This window comes from Dyadobacter luticola (genome assembly GCF_005860805.1).
Classification (GTDB): Bacteria; Bacteroidota; Bacteroidia; order Cytophagales; family Spirosomataceae; genus Dyadobacter; species Dyadobacter luticola.
Map to the genome: position 1 here is coordinate 1,557,051 of NZ_VCEJ01000004.1, position 16,838 is coordinate 1,573,888.

Sequence of the window (16,838 nt, forward strand, 5' to 3'; positions counted from 1 at the left end):
GTGAATATTCTTGTAGCACCTGACAAATTCCGTGGCTCTCTGGAGGCTACGGAAGTTTGTCTAGCAATCAAAGTCGGCATATTGCTTGCGTTCCCTCATGCCAATATCATTACCGTACCACTGGCGGATGGCGGGGAAGGCACTTCGGAAATCCTGACCAGGCAGGCCGGCGGCGAACATATCACATTAACAGTTTCCGATCCGCTCGGACGCAAGATCAGCGCAGGTTACGGTTTTTCTTCTGAAACCCAGACTGCTTACATTGAAATGGCGGCAGCTTCCGGGCTGAATTTATTAAGTCCCCAAGAAAGAAATCCTTCTTTAACAAGTAGTTACGGAACGGGCGAACTGATCCGCGATGCTTTGGACAGGCATGCGAAGAAAATTGTGCTGGGCATCGGCGGCAGCGCAACGACAGACGGAGGCATCGGTATGGCAGCCGCTTTGGGCTACCGGTTTTACGACGATCACCACGAATTATTGGCCCCAAATGGTGCCGCATTGAATTCTATCCGCCATATCGACATTTCGCAGGTGGACGAGCGCATTAACTTTGTATCTGTGACAGTGGCTTGCGATGTGACCAATCCGCTTTACGGAAGACGCGGCGCAGCATATATATACGGTCCTCAAAAAGGTGCCGACGGTCCGATGCTTGACAGTCTGGACAAAGGTTTGAAAAACCTGTCGGATGTGGCAACGAGGACTTTTGGCAGAAATGTGAGCCACGAGCCCGGCGCAGGAGCGGCTGGCGGGATGGGCGCTGGATGCATGTGGTTTCTGCACGCTACATTAAAAGATGGAGTTGGTATAGTGATGGAGCAAAGCAACATGACCAAGCTGATCGCAGGGTCCGACCTGGTGATTACAGGCGAAGGAAAAGTGGACGAGCAGACATTAAATGGAAAAGTGGTGAAAGGCCTGGCAGATATGTGTGGGAAATTTGACGTGCCACTGGCCGTTGTTTGCGGTACGTTGCAAATCACGCCGGAACAAAGCCGCGCCGCCGGCATTACTTACCTGACCTCCGTCCTGAACCGGCCGATGGGTTTGAATGTCGCAGAAAAGGAAGCATTCGGGCTGATCAAGGACGCAACTTTTAACCTGGTACGCTTGTTTTTTGCAAGGAGGAATTGATTTGCCGAAGAAAACTGCCTGATGTCCGAATTCAATTACAAAGACGAACTTTCCAAAATTCCCAATGATCCCGGTGTTTATCGATATTTTGACGAAACCGGGGAGGTTATATATGTAGGCAAAGCCAAAAGCCTTAAAAACCGCGTATCCAGCTATTTTCTCAAAAACAACCAGCACGATCGTAAAACCCGACGGCTGGTAAGCCAGATCCGGCGAATCGAATACACCATTGTTTTGAGCGAGTGGGATGCTTTGCTGCTGGAAAACCAGCTCATCAAGCAGCTTCAACCGAAGTTCAACATTCTCCTCAAAGACGATAAGACCTATCCTTTCATTTGCGTAACCGACGAGCCTTTTCCGAGGGTATATCCCACCCGGAATATGGACAAAACAAAAGGAACTTACTACGGTCCTTTTGCCAATCTACGCTCGATGCACACGCTGCTGGATATGTTCAAATCCTTGTATCAGATCCGCTCCTGCCAGCTTCCGTTGAATGAATCCAACATTGCGGCTGGAAAATGGAAGGTATGCCTCGAATACCACATTGGCAACTGCAAAGGTCCGTGCGAAGGTTTTCAGGATCAGAAAGAATACAATAATGAAATTGAGCAGGTGCACAACATTCTGAAAGGCAACCTGTCGTCTCCGCAGCAGTATTTCAAAGAAAAAATGTTGCAGGCAGCCGAGGAAATGGCATTTGAGCGTGCCCACGCCTGGAAAACCAAGCTGGAACATTTGTCGAATTTCCAGAGTAAGGCCACTGTCATCAACCCCAGGATCGGTAACATTGATGTGCTGACGATCGTCTCGGACGAGGAAGCGGCTTACCTGAGTTTTATGAAAATAAAACAGGGATATATGGTGGCGACGCAGACCGTGGAGGTAAAGAAAAAGCTGGATGAAAGCGATGCGGAAATTCTGGCATTAATGATCATTGAAATGCGCTCAGTCTATGGCAGCGAGGCCAAAGAGCTGATTTCCAATATCAAACCAGACCTCGAAATGCGGCTGAATGTGACGGTACCGCAGCTCGGAGACAAGAAAAAGCTGCTGGATATGTCCATGCGCAATGTCATGTATTTCCGCAGGGAAAAAGCCGAGCGCCGAGAGGTGGAAGCTTCGGCGACATCTTCCAAAAAAGACAGGATACTGATCCGTCTAAAATCCGATTTGCAGCTGAAATCCTTGCCGCGTCACATTGAATGTTTCGATAACTCCAACATTCAGGGTACCAATCCGGTAGCCGCGATGGTTTGTTTTAAAGAAGGAAAACCTTCCAAGAAAGATTACCGGCATTTTAATATCAAAACAGTAATCGGCCCCAACGACTTTGCTTCTATGAACGAAGTGGTCAGCCGCCGCTACCTGAGGCTGATCGCCGAGGAGCAGCCACTGCCGGATTTGATTGTGATCGATGGTGGAAAAGGGCAGCTGGGTGCGGCCTGCGATGCATTGAAAAGTCTGGGAATTTACGGCCAGGTGCCTGTGATAGGTATTGCCAAAAGGTTGGAAGAAATTTACTTTCCCGAAGATTCACTGCCTTTATACATTGATAAAAAATCCGAATCGCTGAAACTGATCCAGCAAATCCGGGACGAGGCGCACCGTTTTGCGATCACTTTTCACCGCGATAAGCGTAGCAAAGGCAGCCTGATTAGCGAGCTGGAAGGTGTAGATGGTGTGGGAAAAGTGACTGCTACGAAGTTGCTGAAACATTTTGGCTCCGTAAAAGCGATCAGGGAAAGTACGCTGGAAACATTGACCGGACTTGTAGGACTGGATCGTGCCAAAAAAGTAAGATTGTATTTCGATACGATGGCGCAGGGTTAGCGTCCGATGTGCGTACCTGCGATGAAACCGGTGGTCCAGGCATTCTGAAAATTAAAGCCGCCGGTGATGCCATCCACGTCCAATACTTCGCCTGCAAAGAAAAGCCCTGGCATGGAGCGGCTTTCCAGTGTTTCAGGATTCACATCACCAGTGGCCACGCCGCCGCAGGTGACAAACTCCTCTTTAAATGTTGTTTTGCCATTTACTTCGAACTGTGCATTTGTAAGTAATTCCGCCAGTCTGTTCAGCATTTTATTCGTTGCCTCCGACCAGCGCAATGTTTCCGGTATCTCCGCTTTTTCAGTAAGCGCCTTCCAAAGTCTTAGCGGCAGGCCAAATCTGGCGTGAGAGGTAATTTGCTGCTTACCGGTATTCGTTTTTTCACTAATCAAAAATTCCCGCACTTTTTCTTCATTGGTTTCGGGGAGCCAGTTGATGCGACATATAAACTTGTAATCTTTTTCGGCAAGATCCCGCGCGCCCCAGGCCGATAATTTCAAAACAGCCGGTCCGCTGAAACCCCAATGTGTAATCAGCAGCGGCCCGCGCCACTCATGCTTGGTCCCGGCGATTTTCACCAAAGTATCCTGCACCGAAACCCCTGCTAGCGGAAGCAGAAAATTGTTGGGTGTATTAAATGTAAAAAGCGAAGGTAGCGGGTTAATGATCTGATGTTCATGCTCCTGGATCCAGTCGAAGCTGCTCAGCCTCGGATATCCACCAGTAGCAATCAGCAAACGGTCCGCAGTCAGTAGCTCGTCATCATGCAGTTTTAATGTAAAACCTTCGGGCGTTTTTGTGAAAGAATCAACTCCGGTACTAGTGCGGATTTCAATCTTGTGATTTCTGGCGGTTCTCAGCAAACATTCAATGATGGTATGAGAAGAATCCGTCACCGGAAACATGCGTCCATCTGCCTCGGTTTTGAGTTTAACTCCTTTTGTTTCAAACCAGTTTACAGTCGCTGCGGCGTCGAATGCGGGTAGTTGTTTACGAAGCAATTTTTCACCCCTAGGATAATTTTTGATAAAAAACCGCAGATCGGATGGGTTGTGGGTAACATTACAGCGGCCACCGCCGGAGATGCGGACTTTGTTGAGTACCGTCCTGTTTTTTTCTAAAATCAAGATTTCCGCATTCGGAAAATTCTCCGCTGCCGTGATTGCCGCCATAAATCCGGAAGCCCCGCCACCTACAATTACTATCCGCATAATTCCAGTTTCAATCCTACAAAAATGAAATGTTAGTTTTAAAAACTGCAATTTCTTTTCATATCTTTCAAAATCACTTCGAAAAATTTAACTAAAACTTTACATAACTATACATGCAAAAAGTTGTCGTTATTGGTCTGGGTAAAGTGGGTTCGCTGGTGGGCACTTTGCTCGGCAAACGTTTCAATGTTACCGGCGTCGATAAGGCCCAGCCCGCTGTTTTGCTTCCGTTCCCGGTTTTGGCGGGTGACATTACCAATCCCGATTTTCTTGATGAAGTGCTGATGGGCCAGGATGCGGTGGTTTCGTGCATGCCTTATTATCTCAATCTGCCGATCGCCCAAAAAGCCTGCGCAAGCGGCATTCATTACTTTGATCTGACAGAAGATGTCGCCACAACTTCGGCCATCCGCGACATGGCGGAACTAAGCAGGAGCGTGCTGGCGCCGCAATGTGGCCTGGCTCCCGGGTTTATAGGAATTGTGGGAATGGACCTGGCGAAGCGTTTTACCAAGTTGCGGGACATTGAATTGCGGGTGGGCGCATTGCCGCGGTACCCGAATGGTTTGATGGGTTACTCCTTTACCTGGTCGCCGGCGGGTGTTGTGAATGAATATATTAATGATGCCGAGGTGATCCATAATGGTGTCCGCAAAATGGTACCGTCGCTGGAAGGCGTGGAGATGATCAACATTGAAGGGCAGGAATTTGAGGCATTTATTACGTCCGGCGGCCTGGGCACCATGTGCGAAACGCTGGAAGGGAAGCTGGATACGTTGAATTACAAAACAATACGGTACCCGGGACATTGCAGCCTGATGCGGTTCATGCTCTACGAATTGTGCCTGAAAGACAAGCGGGAGCTGGTTGAAAAAATCCTGACCGAAGCTAAACCGCCTGTGCAGCAGGATGTTGTATATGTATATGCTGTGGTGGAAGGCTGGAAAGACAACCGGCTGGAAAGGGAAGAGTTTTATCGCGCCTATCATCCTATTGAAATCGACGGACAACATTGGCGGGCTATTTCCTGGACTACCGCGGCATCTATCGCGTCGGTTGTGGAGCTGGTTGCGGATGGCGTTTTACCTTCCGAGGGTTTTATCAGGCAAGAAGATATTATCCTCGAAGCGTTTTTGGAAACTTCAAACGGGGCGTTTTTTAAAGAAAATAATTAGGAAATGTTGATGGTTGAGATAAAAGATATTCTCGATAGACTGAATATAACGGAGCAAAATCATGGGATCACTACCGGCTTGCAAAGCTGGCCGGGATCGGGGGAAACATTGGTATCACATTCTCCGGTAAATGGTGGGAAGATTGCGGAGGTAAGTCAGGCCGGGAGAGCGGATTATGATCAGGTGATCGAAAAATCGCAGGAAGCATTTAAAGCCTGGCGACTATTACCAGCACCAAAAAGAGGCGAGATCATAAGACAAATGGGGGAGGAGCTGAGAAAAAAGAAGCAGGAACTTGGCACATTGGTCAGCTATGAAATGGGCAAAAGTTTGCAGGAAGGGTTGGGCGAGGTGCAGGAAATGATCGATATCTGCGATTTCGCCGTAGGAATTTCGCGCCAGCTTTACGGGCTGACCATGCACAGCGAGCGGCCGCAGCACCGGATGTACGAGCAGTGGCATCCGATCGGTATTGTCGGGATTATCTCAGCATTTAATTTTCCAGTGGCAGTTTGGTCGTGGAATGCGATGATCGCCTGGGTTTGCGGCGATGTCTGCGTTTGGAAGCCTTCCGAAAAAACGCCGCTGACTGCACTGGCCTGCCAGTCGATCATTAAAATTGTTTTAGAAAATAATAACCTCCCGGAAGGTATCTCCTCGATTGTAACCGGTGGTCGGGATGTTGGGAAATGGCTTGCGGAAGATCCGAGGGTGGCGCTGGTTTCTGCGACAGGCAGCACTCCGATGGGGCGGTCTGTCGGCGAAGCGGTTGCGAGACGATTAGGGAAAAGTTTGCTGGAACTCGGTGGCAATAACGCGATTATCGTCACGCCATCGGCTGATTTGAGCATTGCGGTTCCCGGGATCGTTTTCGGCGCGGTAGGCACTGCGGGACAAAGATGTACTTCTACGAGGCGTATCATTGTCCATGAAAGCATTTATGAGGATTTGGAAAACCGGCTCGTAAAAGCCTATTCGCAGCTCAAAATCGGTAACCCGCTGGACGCATCCAACCACGTTGGACCTTTAATAGACCAGCTTGCAGTGGAAAAATATCTGGATACCGTTGGAAAAGTGAAACAAGCCGGTGGAAAATTCATTGTTGAACCAGGCGTGCTCTCTGGCGAAGGATTTTCGTCTGGTTGTTATGTAAATCCGTGCATAGCGGAAGTGCAGAATGACTACGAGATTGTGCAGCATGAAACATTTGCGCCGATCCTTTATTTAATCAAATATTCAGAAATCGAAGAAGCGATCGCAATTCAGAATGACGTGCCGCAGGGACTTTCTTCCGCAATTTTCACCCTTAATTTGCGTGAAAGCGAGCTTTTCCTCTCTCAGCAAGGATCGGACTGCGGGATTGCGAATGTAAATATCGGAACTTCGGGTGCGGAAATTGGCGGAGCATTTGGCGGCGAAAAAGAAACGGGCGGCGGGCGTGAATCCGGCTCGGATGCCTGGAAAGCGTACATGCGCAGGCAGACCAACACGATTAATTACGGCACAGCATTGCCGCTGGCGCAGGGAATAAAGTTTGAGTTCGATTGATTATAAGTTTAACTTTGTAGAGAACGGCACATTATAAGAGTTTCTATGAAGTATCAATTATCCCCCGATCAGATCTCGTCAAAAGTAGGTGGGGAGACGGTGATTTTAAATCATAACAAAGGTGTTTACTACGGGCTCGATGAAGTGGGTGTCCTTATTTGGGACCTGCTCGAACAAGGCCCGCAGACGATCGATTCTATATGCGAAGCCGTGATTAGTGAATACGAGGTCGATGCCAACACGTGCAGAAGTGATGTGAATGTGTTGCTGAATGATCTTGTTTCCGAGAAGCTGGTAGAAGTAATCAATTGAGTTTTGAGCGAATCAGGCACATATTGGAGCACGTGGCAGAAATTGTCATTTTCGGAAAAACTGATTTTTCTGAAAGCTGCGATTTGTTTGATTCTGATTAAATGTGCATTGACAGTATTGCCATTTCCCATCTTCCGCAAGCTTTTTCACGGACTTACGAGTAGCAAGTCTACCAAAGAATTCAAGCCTGAAAAAGTACAGCAGATCGCGTGGTCTGTGGATACCGCTGCCAACATTCTTCCTTTTGAACTTTTGTGCCTTCCTCGCGCGCTGGCTACAAAATACCTGCTTCGCAAAATGCCTTCACTAACATTGGAAATCGGCATTGAAGTGAATCCTGCCAAGAAATTCGAAGCCCACGCCTGGGTAGAAAAAAACGGCCGCATCATTATCGGCGACTGGCCCAAAACAGTATCCTACCAGAGACTCTGGGTTTGGGAATAATTCAAATGTACCACACATGCACCGCTACAAAGCCTTTGGTTTAAACATCGATTCTGAAATTGTCTTACCTGAACTGAGCGAAGGTGACCCGCAATCGGAAGTTGATTTAACAATTAAAAAAGGCGAAGTAATATTACCGGAAACTGCCCCCACCCGGATTTTCAGAAGAAGTACGGAAGCGCATTTTGGCCAGGATATTGAAAATAATCTGTATTTGACCTGGAATAACATTGCTTCGTTTAAAGCGATATCCGGAGATATCTTAATTGTCTCACCACAGAATCCCGATCATAGTATCATCAGCCTTTTCACTGTCAGTGAGGCATTGGGGTTGATCTTATTTCAAAGAGGATACTTTCTGCTGCATGCGAGTTCTGTGCTGGTAGGAGACGAAGCCTGGTGTTTCATGGGTGAGCCGGGAGCCGGGAAATCGACGACGGCCGCTGCATTTATCAAAGCTGGCTGCAAACTTTTGAGCGATGACCTGACCGCAATCCGCATGGATCAGAATGGTGTCGCGCACGTGATACCTGCTTATCCGCAATTAAAAATCTGGGAAAATACGGTCAATGGCCTCGCCTATGATCAGACCACATTACAGCCTGTAAGTGAGGGCGTAAGAAAATTCGCCTATCACCCCACATCCACATTCTCGCATGGGGCAGTGAAGCTTGGCAAGGTTTTCTTTCTTCATAAAACCGGTGACATTCAAAGCCCGCAGCCGCTGCTGGCCGGAGATATTCCCACGCAATTACTTATCCATTTTCCACTGCCCACTGCTTTATTGGTGGGTGAGGCTTTGAAAAGGCATTTTATGCAAAGTATGCAGTGCGGAAAGTCCGCTGAAATGTGGCGGATGAAAAGGCCGGAAGGTTTTGCTAATCTGGAAAGTTGGGTTTCTGAATGTATCTCAAAATCGGTTATTAATGAATAAGGTTTCTCCTGAATTATCCTTGCTGATCAACGCCTGTCTTGATACCAAGCCGGATAACTCTATCGAAAACCTGGATACGGCCCAACTCGCCAAATTTTTACATTACCACCGCGTCCGCCCGCAGTTGCTTGCCTTCCTGCACCGGAATGAGCTGAACATTGGCATCAACGAAGCCCTGGCCGCTGAATGTCAGAAAATTACCATACTGAATTTAATGCTGGCGCGGGAAGTTCTGCGCATTACCGATCAGCTTCAAAGAGATCATATTCCCTGTTTTGCTTACAAAGGCATTTTATGGGCGCAGTGGCTTTTCGATAACGTAGGTCACCGGGAAGCCGGAGACATTGATTTGCTGGTGGCAGAGGCAGATATATTGAGAGCTACCGCAGCATTAAAGGAAGAGGGAGAATACAAACCCGACACTTATCGTGAGTTTTTATTATCGGAGCCCAATATCCGGAAAGCCTTTTTCGGAACCGATTATCATGTACTGTTGCAACGTGAGCTGGACTCGATCGTGGTTGAGCTGCACTGGCAAATTGCATATCCCCGGCTGGGTTATGATTTTCCGAGAAGTGAGTGGGACGTGCATTCCAAAACTTATCAGGTTGCAAGAGGTAATTTGAAAGGTTTTGACAACGAATATCAATTTCTGCTTTTGCTCGTGCATCATGGCGGCAAGGAAAAATGGAGTAACCTGAAATACATGGCCGATCTGGCTGCGTATATGAACAGATATGGGGATGTGACGGATTGGAAAAAGGTTTTCAGATTGGCTGGTGAGAAGAACATTCTTACACTCTTAACTTGGAGTTTAGGAATTCTCAAAGCGTTGGGAATGCCCTGGCGCGCAACCTGGCCCGATAAAATTCCAAACACCGACGTTTCTCAGCTGCTCGAAGTCTGGGCTGCAATGCCTTCGCAACCCGCAAACTCTACCATCCCGTATTTTAAGCAAAGCCTGGCCATGCACGATGGACTAGTCGGAAAAAGTAAAGTGGTAGTCAGCCACCTGAAATATGCAAGCAACTGGAAACTCCTCCTGCACAAGGCGCGCTGGTACAGGAGGAATTCCTAACTAGGTAAGAGATAAAGTGATGGTGCCCTCCGCGGTATTCCCCGGCGCAAGAATATTCAGCCCATCGCCGGAATTGAATGAATCCACATTTCCCGTCAGCGGCTCTATCGCGATGCAGTCACGCGCCGGCGGAGTGTAAATTACCAGGTAATTGAATTTGCCTTTGCCCGCTTCCTGCTCTACATTCAAGGTCACATGCTGGTTTTCGGAAATAAGCTGGGTAACAACTTTTCCGGATATTTGCTCAACAATAAAGCAGTTGTCGAAAGCTTTTTGGTGCAGTAAAGCCGGTCTGTCCAGGTGAAAAGGCGCCTTGCCGATGGGAATCTGGTTATAGTCAAATGTGACGATTTCAGTTGAAGGAATGCTGATTTTCCACGCGTCAAGCATTTCGTTGCCCAGCACGAAGTAGGGATGCCAGCCAAACATCACAGGGCAAGCGTCCGAGCCCTCATTCCGCGCCTGATAATTTAAGGTGAATCGCCCATCCGCAAATAAGGTGTATTTCACACGGAAATGAACTTTGAAAGGATAGCCCTCCGGCTGATCGATTCCACATGAAAGCGATAGCGACGCGTAGTCCGCCTCCACTTCCTGTTCCTCGATATGAAACTGCTGCTTCCGCACCAGTCCGTGAATTGCATTTAATTCGCCGGCTTCATTTTTAGACAGCTGATATTCTTTGCCCAGAAATGTATACTTACCGTCCGGAATACGGCTGGCAAACGGAAAAAGCAATTCGCCGGCACTCTTGGTATCGTCTATCAATGTTTGCGGCGTCGGAGGCGTTTTCAGGATTGAAAACAATGTCAAATGCTTTCTCAATGAAAGCTGACGTACAATGCCACCGAGTTCGGGGACGACAACACAGCGATTTTCTGTCGCTGTATCGTGGATCACATATTCGGAAAGCTCTCCAAATTGCTGCTTGAATATTTCAAAAGGCATGATTTCGGGATTTGATAATTGGATAGGTCCGTAAAAATAATAGCCGGACAATAATTACTGTCCGGCTATTCTAAAATTATTCCAACGCTAAAAACTATTCGTTTGAAGCATCTTTTTCGGCTTCCGCCATCTCTTCTTCTTTATGCTCTTTTTCCAGAGTATGTTTTAAAACCTCTTCATGAATCGCAGCTTCCTCATTAGAGCGGCGGTTAATGTATGCCTGATAGCTGGTTTCCTTCTCGTAAGGACGTTTGCCAATCAGTTTTTCAAGGTCACTTTGGAATAGGATTTCTTTTTCGAGCAATTCTTTTGCCAAAACTTCCAACGCCTTACGTTTTTCGGCAAGCAAACCTTTTACAAACTGATAGGCCTGATCCACCAATTTCCGAACTTCTTCGTCAATCGCCTGAGAGGTCGATTCGGAATAAGGTTTTGTAAATGCGTAGTCACTTTGTTTTGAATCGTAGAACGAGATGTTTCCGATTCTATCATTCATACCGTACATCGTTACCATGCTGTAAGCCACTTTCGTAACTCTTTCTAGGTCACTCAATGCGCCGGTAGAAATTTTACCAAAAACTACATCCTCCGCAGCACGTCCGCCCAATGTCATGCACATTTCGTCAAACAATTGCTCGGTACGGTACAGATACTGCTCTCTTGGTAGATACTGTGCGTAACCTAATGCCGCAACCCCACGGGGAACAATTGAAACTTTTACCAAGGGATCAGCATGTTCCAGGAACCAGCCTGCTACTGCGTGACCTGCTTCGTGATAGGCTACGATCTCTTTTTCTTCTGGTGAGATAAGCTTGTTTTTCTTTTCCAAACCACCAATCACACGGTCCATCGCATCCTGGAAATCCTGCATGGTAACTTCATCACGGTTACGACGGGCCGCGATCAAGGCAGCTTCGTTACAAACGTTCGCGATTTCAGCACCGGCAAAACCAGGCGTCTGAGAAGATAATTTTTGAATATTCACATCCGTCGAAAGTTTCAACGGTTTCAAATGCACTTTGAAAATTGCCTCACGACCGATAACATCCGGTTTATCAACAGAAATCTGTCTGTCAAATCGACCTGGACGAAGCAATGCAGGGTCTAATACGTCGGGACGGTTGGTAGCTGCAACGATAATGATACCTGAATCGGTAGCAAAACCATCCATTTCAACCAGCAGGGAGTTTAAGGTATTTTCGCGCTCATCATTGGAACCTGGCATAGCACCCCGTCCGCGCGAGCGACCTACTGCGTCGATTTCGTCAATAAAAATGATACAAGGCGCTTTTTCCTTTGCTTGTTTGAAAAGGTCACGAACACGAGCCGCGCCGACACCCACAAACATTTCAACAAAGTCGGAACCCGAAAGAGAGAAGAAAGGTACACCTGCTTCACCGGCTACGGCTTTGGCCAAAAGTGTTTTACCTGTTCCCGGAGGTCCTACCAGCAATGCGCCTTTTGGAATTTTCGCACCCAATTTCTTGAATTTGTCAGGGCTTTGCAGGTATTCTACAATTTCCTTGATCTCTTCTTTCGCTTCGTCAAGACCGGCTACATCATTAAATGTAATCTTTACCTTATTCTCAGCATCAAATAATGTTGCTCTCGAACGACCAATGTTGAAGATCTGGCCACCCGGTCCTACGCCACCTGACATTCTGCCAAGTATAAAGTACATCACCAGGATCATGACAATAAAAAAGCCCCAGGTTCCAAGGAAACTGGTCCAGTCGTTGCGGGTATCCACTACGAAAGGTACTTTGTCATCGTCAGGAATTTTTTCCTGGATACGATCAAAATCCTTTTTGAATGTTTCAGCAGACGTTACCTGGAATTGATAATGTGAAGCACTTTCTCCGCCGAAGTAGTTATTTTCCTTCGCTACAACCTTGTATTTGGGAAGCCTGAGCGCTTCTGGTTTCAGCGTAACTTCAACAGACTTATCATTGACAATCGTCACTCGTTCAACTTCCTTGTCAGCCATCATTTTTTCGAAACGTTTTTGAGTCGTTTCGCGGATGGTTGAGGTACGGTTAAGGTAGGTTATTCCAAGTATAGTGGCAATCAGAGCGGCAATAATCCAGCCCTGATATCCCTTTTGGGGACTTTTAGGACTGAGAGGCCCCCTTTTGTTATCGTTTTCGGACATTCTGAGTTTTAAATTAAGAGGAAATATTAAACAACATTCCGGACCGGGCTACTCGCCGAGTCCAGGCCTTTATACCACGGAATCTTCCAGGTATGTTACCTCTGCATCTCCCCAAAGTTCTTCCAGATCGTAATGCTTGCGGCGTTCTTTATTGAAAATGTGGGCTACCACGTCTACATAATCAATTAAAATCCATTCTCCATTCGCCTTTCCTTCTTTCTGCCAGGGTTCTGTTTTGGACATTTTATAAACTTCGTCTTCAACCGAATTGGCCAAAGCATCAATCTGCGTATCGGAGTTACCCGAACAAATTACAAAAAAATCAGTTATTGAATTTTTTACTTTCCGGAGGTCGAGAATTGCAATGTCCAAGCCTTTCTTTTCTGTCATTCCTTTAGCAACCAGCTCGGAGAGATCTTTTGAGGATAGTTCTTTATTTTTGCGTTCTTTCATGCGTAGTTAATTCCTTTCTAAACCCTAAAGTAAAGCAAAAAAATTGTACAACTCCATACAAGATACGCTAATAATTGGTAAAAAAGTTATATACCTGCCATCTTGTCACTCAACAAACGACATTGCGGCTGAAATAGTGCACGCGGGGTTGTTTACCGAGGGAACCGTTGTCATTACTGATAATCAGGTGAAAGGAAGGGGCCAGCGGGGCACTACCTGGCTGGCGAATCCCGGCGAAAATCTAACATTTTCCGTAATACTGACGCCCGATTTTCTTTCGGTTTCGGATCAGTTTTTAATCAGCGAAATTGCGGCTTTGGCGGTTAGGGAGTATGTCGCCGGCTACCTGAAAGACGTAAAGGTGAAGTGGCCCAATGATGTTTTAACAAACAAAAAGAAGCTTTGCGGCATACTGATCGAAAATGCGATTCAGGGAAGCAAACTTACCAATTCTGTGATAGGTATTGGTTTGAATGTCAATCAGATGCGCTTTCAAAATGGAAGAGCAACTTCCATTGCTGCCGAAACCGGGAGATCATTTTTATTAACAGAAGAATTTCCAAAACTATTGGGTTGCCTTGATGCGCTGTATATCAGGCTGAAAGCACTTTCCGGTGCTCAGGCGATACGGGAAACTTATCTGAGCCATCTTTACGGATATGATCATGAAGTTCCGGTAAAATATCAAGGCCAGAATCGATATGCAAAAGTGGCTTACGTCACTCCCCAGGGTCTGCTAGGCTTAAAGCTCGCAGACCAGGAGGAAGTTGTCGAAGTAGGAATGAAAGAAATCGAATGGTTGATGGACTGATCAGCCCCACCTGCCCAAAACTGCCATCACCACGCTACATATACCAAGCCCCAAAGACTCACGGGCAAGTTCAATGTTCAGGCTTCGCATGGCGGTTTCACCCCAGAAAATTCCTTCAAACTCAGGTGGCCATTGAAGAACAGCAGCAATAAGATAACCCGCCGCCATCGCATAAAATACCCAGCTGGGCCATAATTCCCGGATACTCATAAAGCAGCCAAGGGCCGCAAAACTGTAAACCCCGATCCACACCCCGGCATCGGGATCATTGTATTGGAAGTAGGCGAAAAGGACGAAAACAAGTCCGAAAAATATTTTGAAGAGTTTCATAGATCAGCGGGTTTTTATTTGAGAAGTTGAAATAATAAGTCTTGCCCTCACTCAAATTACTTGCATCGGGGTATCCTGCAACAAAATTACTGACAGGATTGTGCCAAAGCCGTCGCTGCGTCCTGATAACCCAGGTTTAGTGCCTGTTTCAGGTTGGTGCAGGCCAGATCTTTTTCCCCATCATTCAGCTGCGCAAGCCCGAGTCCGTAGAATGCTTTTCCATACTGGCCGTCCAGTTTAATGGTCTGTCTGAATGCGAGCGCCGCTTTTTTGAAATCTTTTGATCTGTAATACGTATTGCCCAGGTTATACCAGGCTTGCTTGTTGTCGCGGTTTAGTTTGGTGGCTTTCTCGAAATCCGTAATCGCGTCAGGAATCTTATCCATCAGCACTAGTAACTGCCCTCTGTTCAGATAAATATCAGCCGTGTCAGGCGCGAGTGAAGCCGATTTGTTGTAGTCTATAAAAGCGGAATCCAGGTTGTTCTGGTCTTTGTAAAGAAGTGCGCGATTGAAATAAGGACGGTAAGAATTTGGCTGCAACCGGATTGCCTGCGCAAAGTCGAGTAATGCGTTCGGGAACTCCTTTAACTCGTAATATGCCACGCCGCGAAGGTTAAATGCGTCGGCATTTGAAGTATTTTTCTCGATGGCTTTATTAATAAATTCAATGGCTTCCTGCGTTTTTCCCTCCTGCATCAGCTGGCGGCCTTTTTGGAGAAATGCTTCGGAAGATTGGGAGCAGGCGAGGGGAAAGAGTAAGAAAATTAAAAAAAATATTCGGGGCATACCGTCTCATTTGTAATTGATTCGCACAAAAGTAACCCCAATCACTAAATGAATGTTTTCTTTTTGTGAATAAAATGTCCTTATCTTTGTACCCGGCAAATCGGAACTACCAGCTCCTTCCGAATCCCCCAGGTCCTGACGGAAGCAAGGGTAGGTGGTCGATGCGGTGAGATTCTCGGTTTGCCTTTTTTTATTTTCTCCCCTCGGTATTCCCCCTTTCGTTTTGCTTTTGTTCAGCGTTTTCTACTTTTGTGGAATATTCTAACCAATACATTCCCGTTATGAAATTTTTTATTGATACAGCTAACCTGAATGATATTCAGGAAGCTCAGGCGCTTGGTGTTTTAGATGGTGTCACTACGAACCCATCATTAATGGCTAAGGAAGGAATTACCGGTAAGGATAACATCATGCGTCACTACAAAGCAATTTGCGACATTGTGGACGGTGATGTAAGCGCGGAAGTAATTTCCGTAGACCTGGCTGGTATGATCCGCGAAGGGGAAGAATTGGTAGAGATAGATGATAAAATCGTGGTGAAGATCCCGATGACCAAAGAAGGCGTGAAAGCGCTGAAATATTTTTCAGGAAAAGGTGTACGCACCAACTGTACATTGATTTTCTCGGCCGGGCAAGCTTTGCTGGCAGCGAAGGCGGGTGCAACTTACGTATCTCCGTTTATCGGTCGTCTGGACGACATTTCAACCGACGGTATCGGACTTATTGAACAAATTTTGACGATTTACAGAAACTACGGTTTTGAAACACAGGTACTGGCTGCCTCAGTTCGTCACCCGATGCACATTATCCAGTGCGCAGAGGTAGGAGCAGACGTCATGACCGGACCTTTGAGCGCGATGGAAGCATTGTTGAAACATCCGCTGACAGACCTGGGTCTCGAGAAATTCCTTGCTGACTACAAAAAAGGAAATTCATAATATATCCTGCGAATTTAAGATTTTATGACCGAGTCGACGACGGAGCCAATCATTGTACTGGATAGGGCAGACATTTATCAGGGAGAACGGCCTGTCCTGAACGATGTACATTTTGAGATCGGCAAAGGTGAATTTGTATTTTTAATTGGCCGCACCGGCAGCGGAAAGAGTTCTCTTTTGAAAACCCTGTACGCTGATTTATGGCTGCATACCGGCTCTGCCAAAGTGGCGGGTTATGAGCTGCACAACATTAAACGGGCAGATATCCCCTTCCTGAGAAGAAGGATTGGAATCGTTTTTCAGGATTTCCAGTTACTTTCTGATCGGTCTGTGGAAGATAACCTTTCGTTTGTGTTGCGGGCTACCGGCTGGGAACAGCAGGCAAAAATATCCAAGCGTATAGCCGAAGTATTGATGCAGGTTGGACTAGGCACCGCCCAGAAAAGAATGCCACACCAGCTTTCCGGTGGTGAGCAGCAGCGCGTCGTAATCGCCCGCGCCATGCTGAACGAACCAGCGATTTTGATTGCCGATGAACCTACTGGTAACCTTGACCCAGAGGTAGGAGACCAGATCATGCAGGTTTTCAGGACGATCAACAATGCTGGAACCGCTATTTTGATGGCCACGCACAACCACGACTTTTTGAAGCGGTTCCCTGCGCGGGTCCTCAAATGTGAAAACGGCGGTGTGACGATTAGTTAGATTTCATTTTATAGCATAACAAAAAGAGCGGCACATTCTTG

Annotated in this window: 17 protein-coding genes; 11 read left to right on the forward strand and 6 right to left on the reverse strand. The window is 46.9% G+C overall.

Features of this window, described 5'->3' with window-relative positions; translation table 11 throughout:
• Nucleotides 1–1,137 carry a glycerate kinase gene (locus FEN17_RS17085; RefSeq protein WP_138366533.1) on the forward strand — a complete coding sequence of 379 codons (1,137 nt, stop codon included), beginning with the start codon at nt 1–3 and terminating at the stop codon, nt 1,135–1,137.
• 21 nt (nt 1,138–1,158) lie between these two features.
• The gene (gene uvrC / locus FEN17_RS17090; protein ID WP_138366534.1) at nt 1,159–2,970 is read left to right on the forward strand and encodes an excinuclease ABC subunit UvrC; all 1,812 of its coding nucleotides are present in this window, start codon (nt 1,159–1,161) and stop codon (nt 2,968–2,970) included.
• Here the strand turns inward: uvrC and FEN17_RS17095 are convergent.
• Complete coding sequence (locus FEN17_RS17095) at nt 2,967–4,181, reverse strand: BaiN/RdsA family NAD(P)/FAD-dependent oxidoreductase (protein WP_138366535.1); 1,215 nt, start codon at nt 4,179–4,181, stop codon at nt 2,967–2,969. The genes uvrC and FEN17_RS17095 overlap by 4 nt on opposite strands.
• 113 nt (nt 4,182–4,294) lie before the next feature.
• On the opposite strand from FEN17_RS17095, the gene FEN17_RS17100 reads away from it, so the two are divergent.
• Genes FEN17_RS17100 through FEN17_RS17125 form a run of 6 tightly spaced genes read left to right on the forward strand, consistent with a single transcriptional unit; the run spans nt 4,295 to nt 9,672 of the window.
• A complete protein-coding gene (locus FEN17_RS17100) occupies nt 4,295–5,356 on the forward strand; it encodes a saccharopine dehydrogenase family protein (protein ID WP_138366536.1) in 1,062 nt (353 codons plus the stop codon).
• A 9-nt stretch (nt 5,357–5,365) separates the two neighbouring features.
• Nucleotides 5,366–6,904: an L-piperidine-6-carboxylate dehydrogenase gene (gene amaB / locus FEN17_RS17105; RefSeq protein WP_138366537.1), complete on the forward strand. Its 1,539-nt coding sequence runs from the start codon at nt 5,366–5,368 to the stop codon at nt 6,902–6,904.
• Nucleotides 6,905–6,949: 45 nt separating this feature from the next.
• A complete protein-coding gene (locus FEN17_RS17110) occupies nt 6,950–7,216 on the forward strand; it encodes a PqqD family protein (protein ID WP_138366538.1) in 267 nt (88 codons plus the stop codon).
• Nucleotides 7,217–7,219: 3 nt separating this feature from the next.
• Complete coding sequence (locus tag FEN17_RS17115) at nt 7,220–7,660, forward strand: lasso peptide biosynthesis B2 protein (protein ID WP_138366539.1); 441 nt, start codon at nt 7,220–7,222, stop codon at nt 7,658–7,660.
• A 16-nt stretch (nt 7,661–7,676) separates the two neighbouring features.
• Entirely contained in the window at nt 7,677–8,594 is a 918-nt protein-coding gene (locus FEN17_RS17120; RefSeq protein WP_138366540.1) for a serine kinase, read from the forward strand.
• Nucleotides 8,587–9,672, forward strand: coding sequence for a nucleotidyltransferase family protein (locus tag FEN17_RS17125; RefSeq protein ID WP_138366541.1), 1,086 nt, complete (start codon nt 8,587–8,589; stop codon nt 9,670–9,672). Before FEN17_RS17120 ends, FEN17_RS17125 begins: the two co-directional genes overlap by 8 nt.
• Here FEN17_RS17125 and FEN17_RS17130 read toward each other — a convergent pair whose 3' ends face one another.
• From FEN17_RS17130 to rsfS, 3 genes are all read right to left on the reverse strand, one after another.
• On the reverse strand, nt 9,673–10,620 hold the full coding sequence (locus FEN17_RS17130; protein ID WP_138366542.1) for an aldose 1-epimerase: 948 nt from the start codon (nt 10,618–10,620) through the stop codon (nt 9,673–9,675).
• A 94-nt stretch (nt 10,621–10,714) separates the two neighbouring features.
• Nucleotides 10,715–12,772: an ATP-dependent zinc metalloprotease FtsH gene (ftsH, locus tag FEN17_RS17135; protein ID WP_138366543.1), complete on the reverse strand. Its 2,058-nt coding sequence runs from the start codon at nt 12,770–12,772 to the stop codon at nt 10,715–10,717.
• A 69-nt stretch (nt 12,773–12,841) separates the two neighbouring features.
• On the reverse strand, nt 12,842–13,225 hold the full coding sequence (gene rsfS / locus FEN17_RS17140; protein ID WP_138366544.1) for a ribosome silencing factor: 384 nt from the start codon (nt 13,223–13,225) through the stop codon (nt 12,842–12,844).
• Nucleotides 13,226–13,268: 43 nt separating this feature from the next.
• On the opposite strand from rsfS, the gene FEN17_RS17145 reads away from it, so the two are divergent.
• Nucleotides 13,269–14,036 carry a biotin--[acetyl-CoA-carboxylase] ligase gene (locus FEN17_RS17145; RefSeq protein ID WP_138366545.1) on the forward strand — a complete coding sequence of 256 codons (768 nt, stop codon included), beginning with the start codon at nt 13,269–13,271 and terminating at the stop codon, nt 14,034–14,036.
• On the opposite strand, the gene FEN17_RS17150 is transcribed toward FEN17_RS17145, so the two are convergent.
• The gene (locus tag FEN17_RS17150) at nt 14,037–14,366 is read right to left on the reverse strand and encodes a transmembrane 220 family protein (RefSeq protein WP_138366546.1); all 330 of its coding nucleotides are present in this window, start codon (nt 14,364–14,366) and stop codon (nt 14,037–14,039) included.
• Nucleotides 14,367–14,452: 86 nt separating this feature from the next.
• Nucleotides 14,453–15,154, reverse strand: a complete 702-nt coding sequence (locus FEN17_RS17155; RefSeq protein WP_138366547.1) for a tetratricopeptide repeat protein — start codon at nt 15,152–15,154, stop codon at nt 14,453–14,455.
• 281 nt (nt 15,155–15,435) lie between these two features.
• Here FEN17_RS17155 and fsa point away from each other — a divergent pair, with 281 nt between their 5' ends.
• Both fsa and FEN17_RS17165 read left to right on the forward strand, forming a co-directional pair.
• Complete coding sequence (gene fsa, locus FEN17_RS17160; protein ID WP_138366548.1) at nt 15,436–16,092, forward strand: fructose-6-phosphate aldolase; 657 nt, start codon at nt 15,436–15,438, stop codon at nt 16,090–16,092.
• Nucleotides 16,093–16,116: 24 nt separating this feature from the next.
• Nucleotides 16,117–16,797, forward strand: coding sequence for a cell division ATP-binding protein FtsE (locus FEN17_RS17165; RefSeq protein ID WP_138366549.1), 681 nt, complete (start codon nt 16,117–16,119; stop codon nt 16,795–16,797).
• The last annotated feature ends 41 nt before the right edge of the window (nt 16,798–16,838 follow it).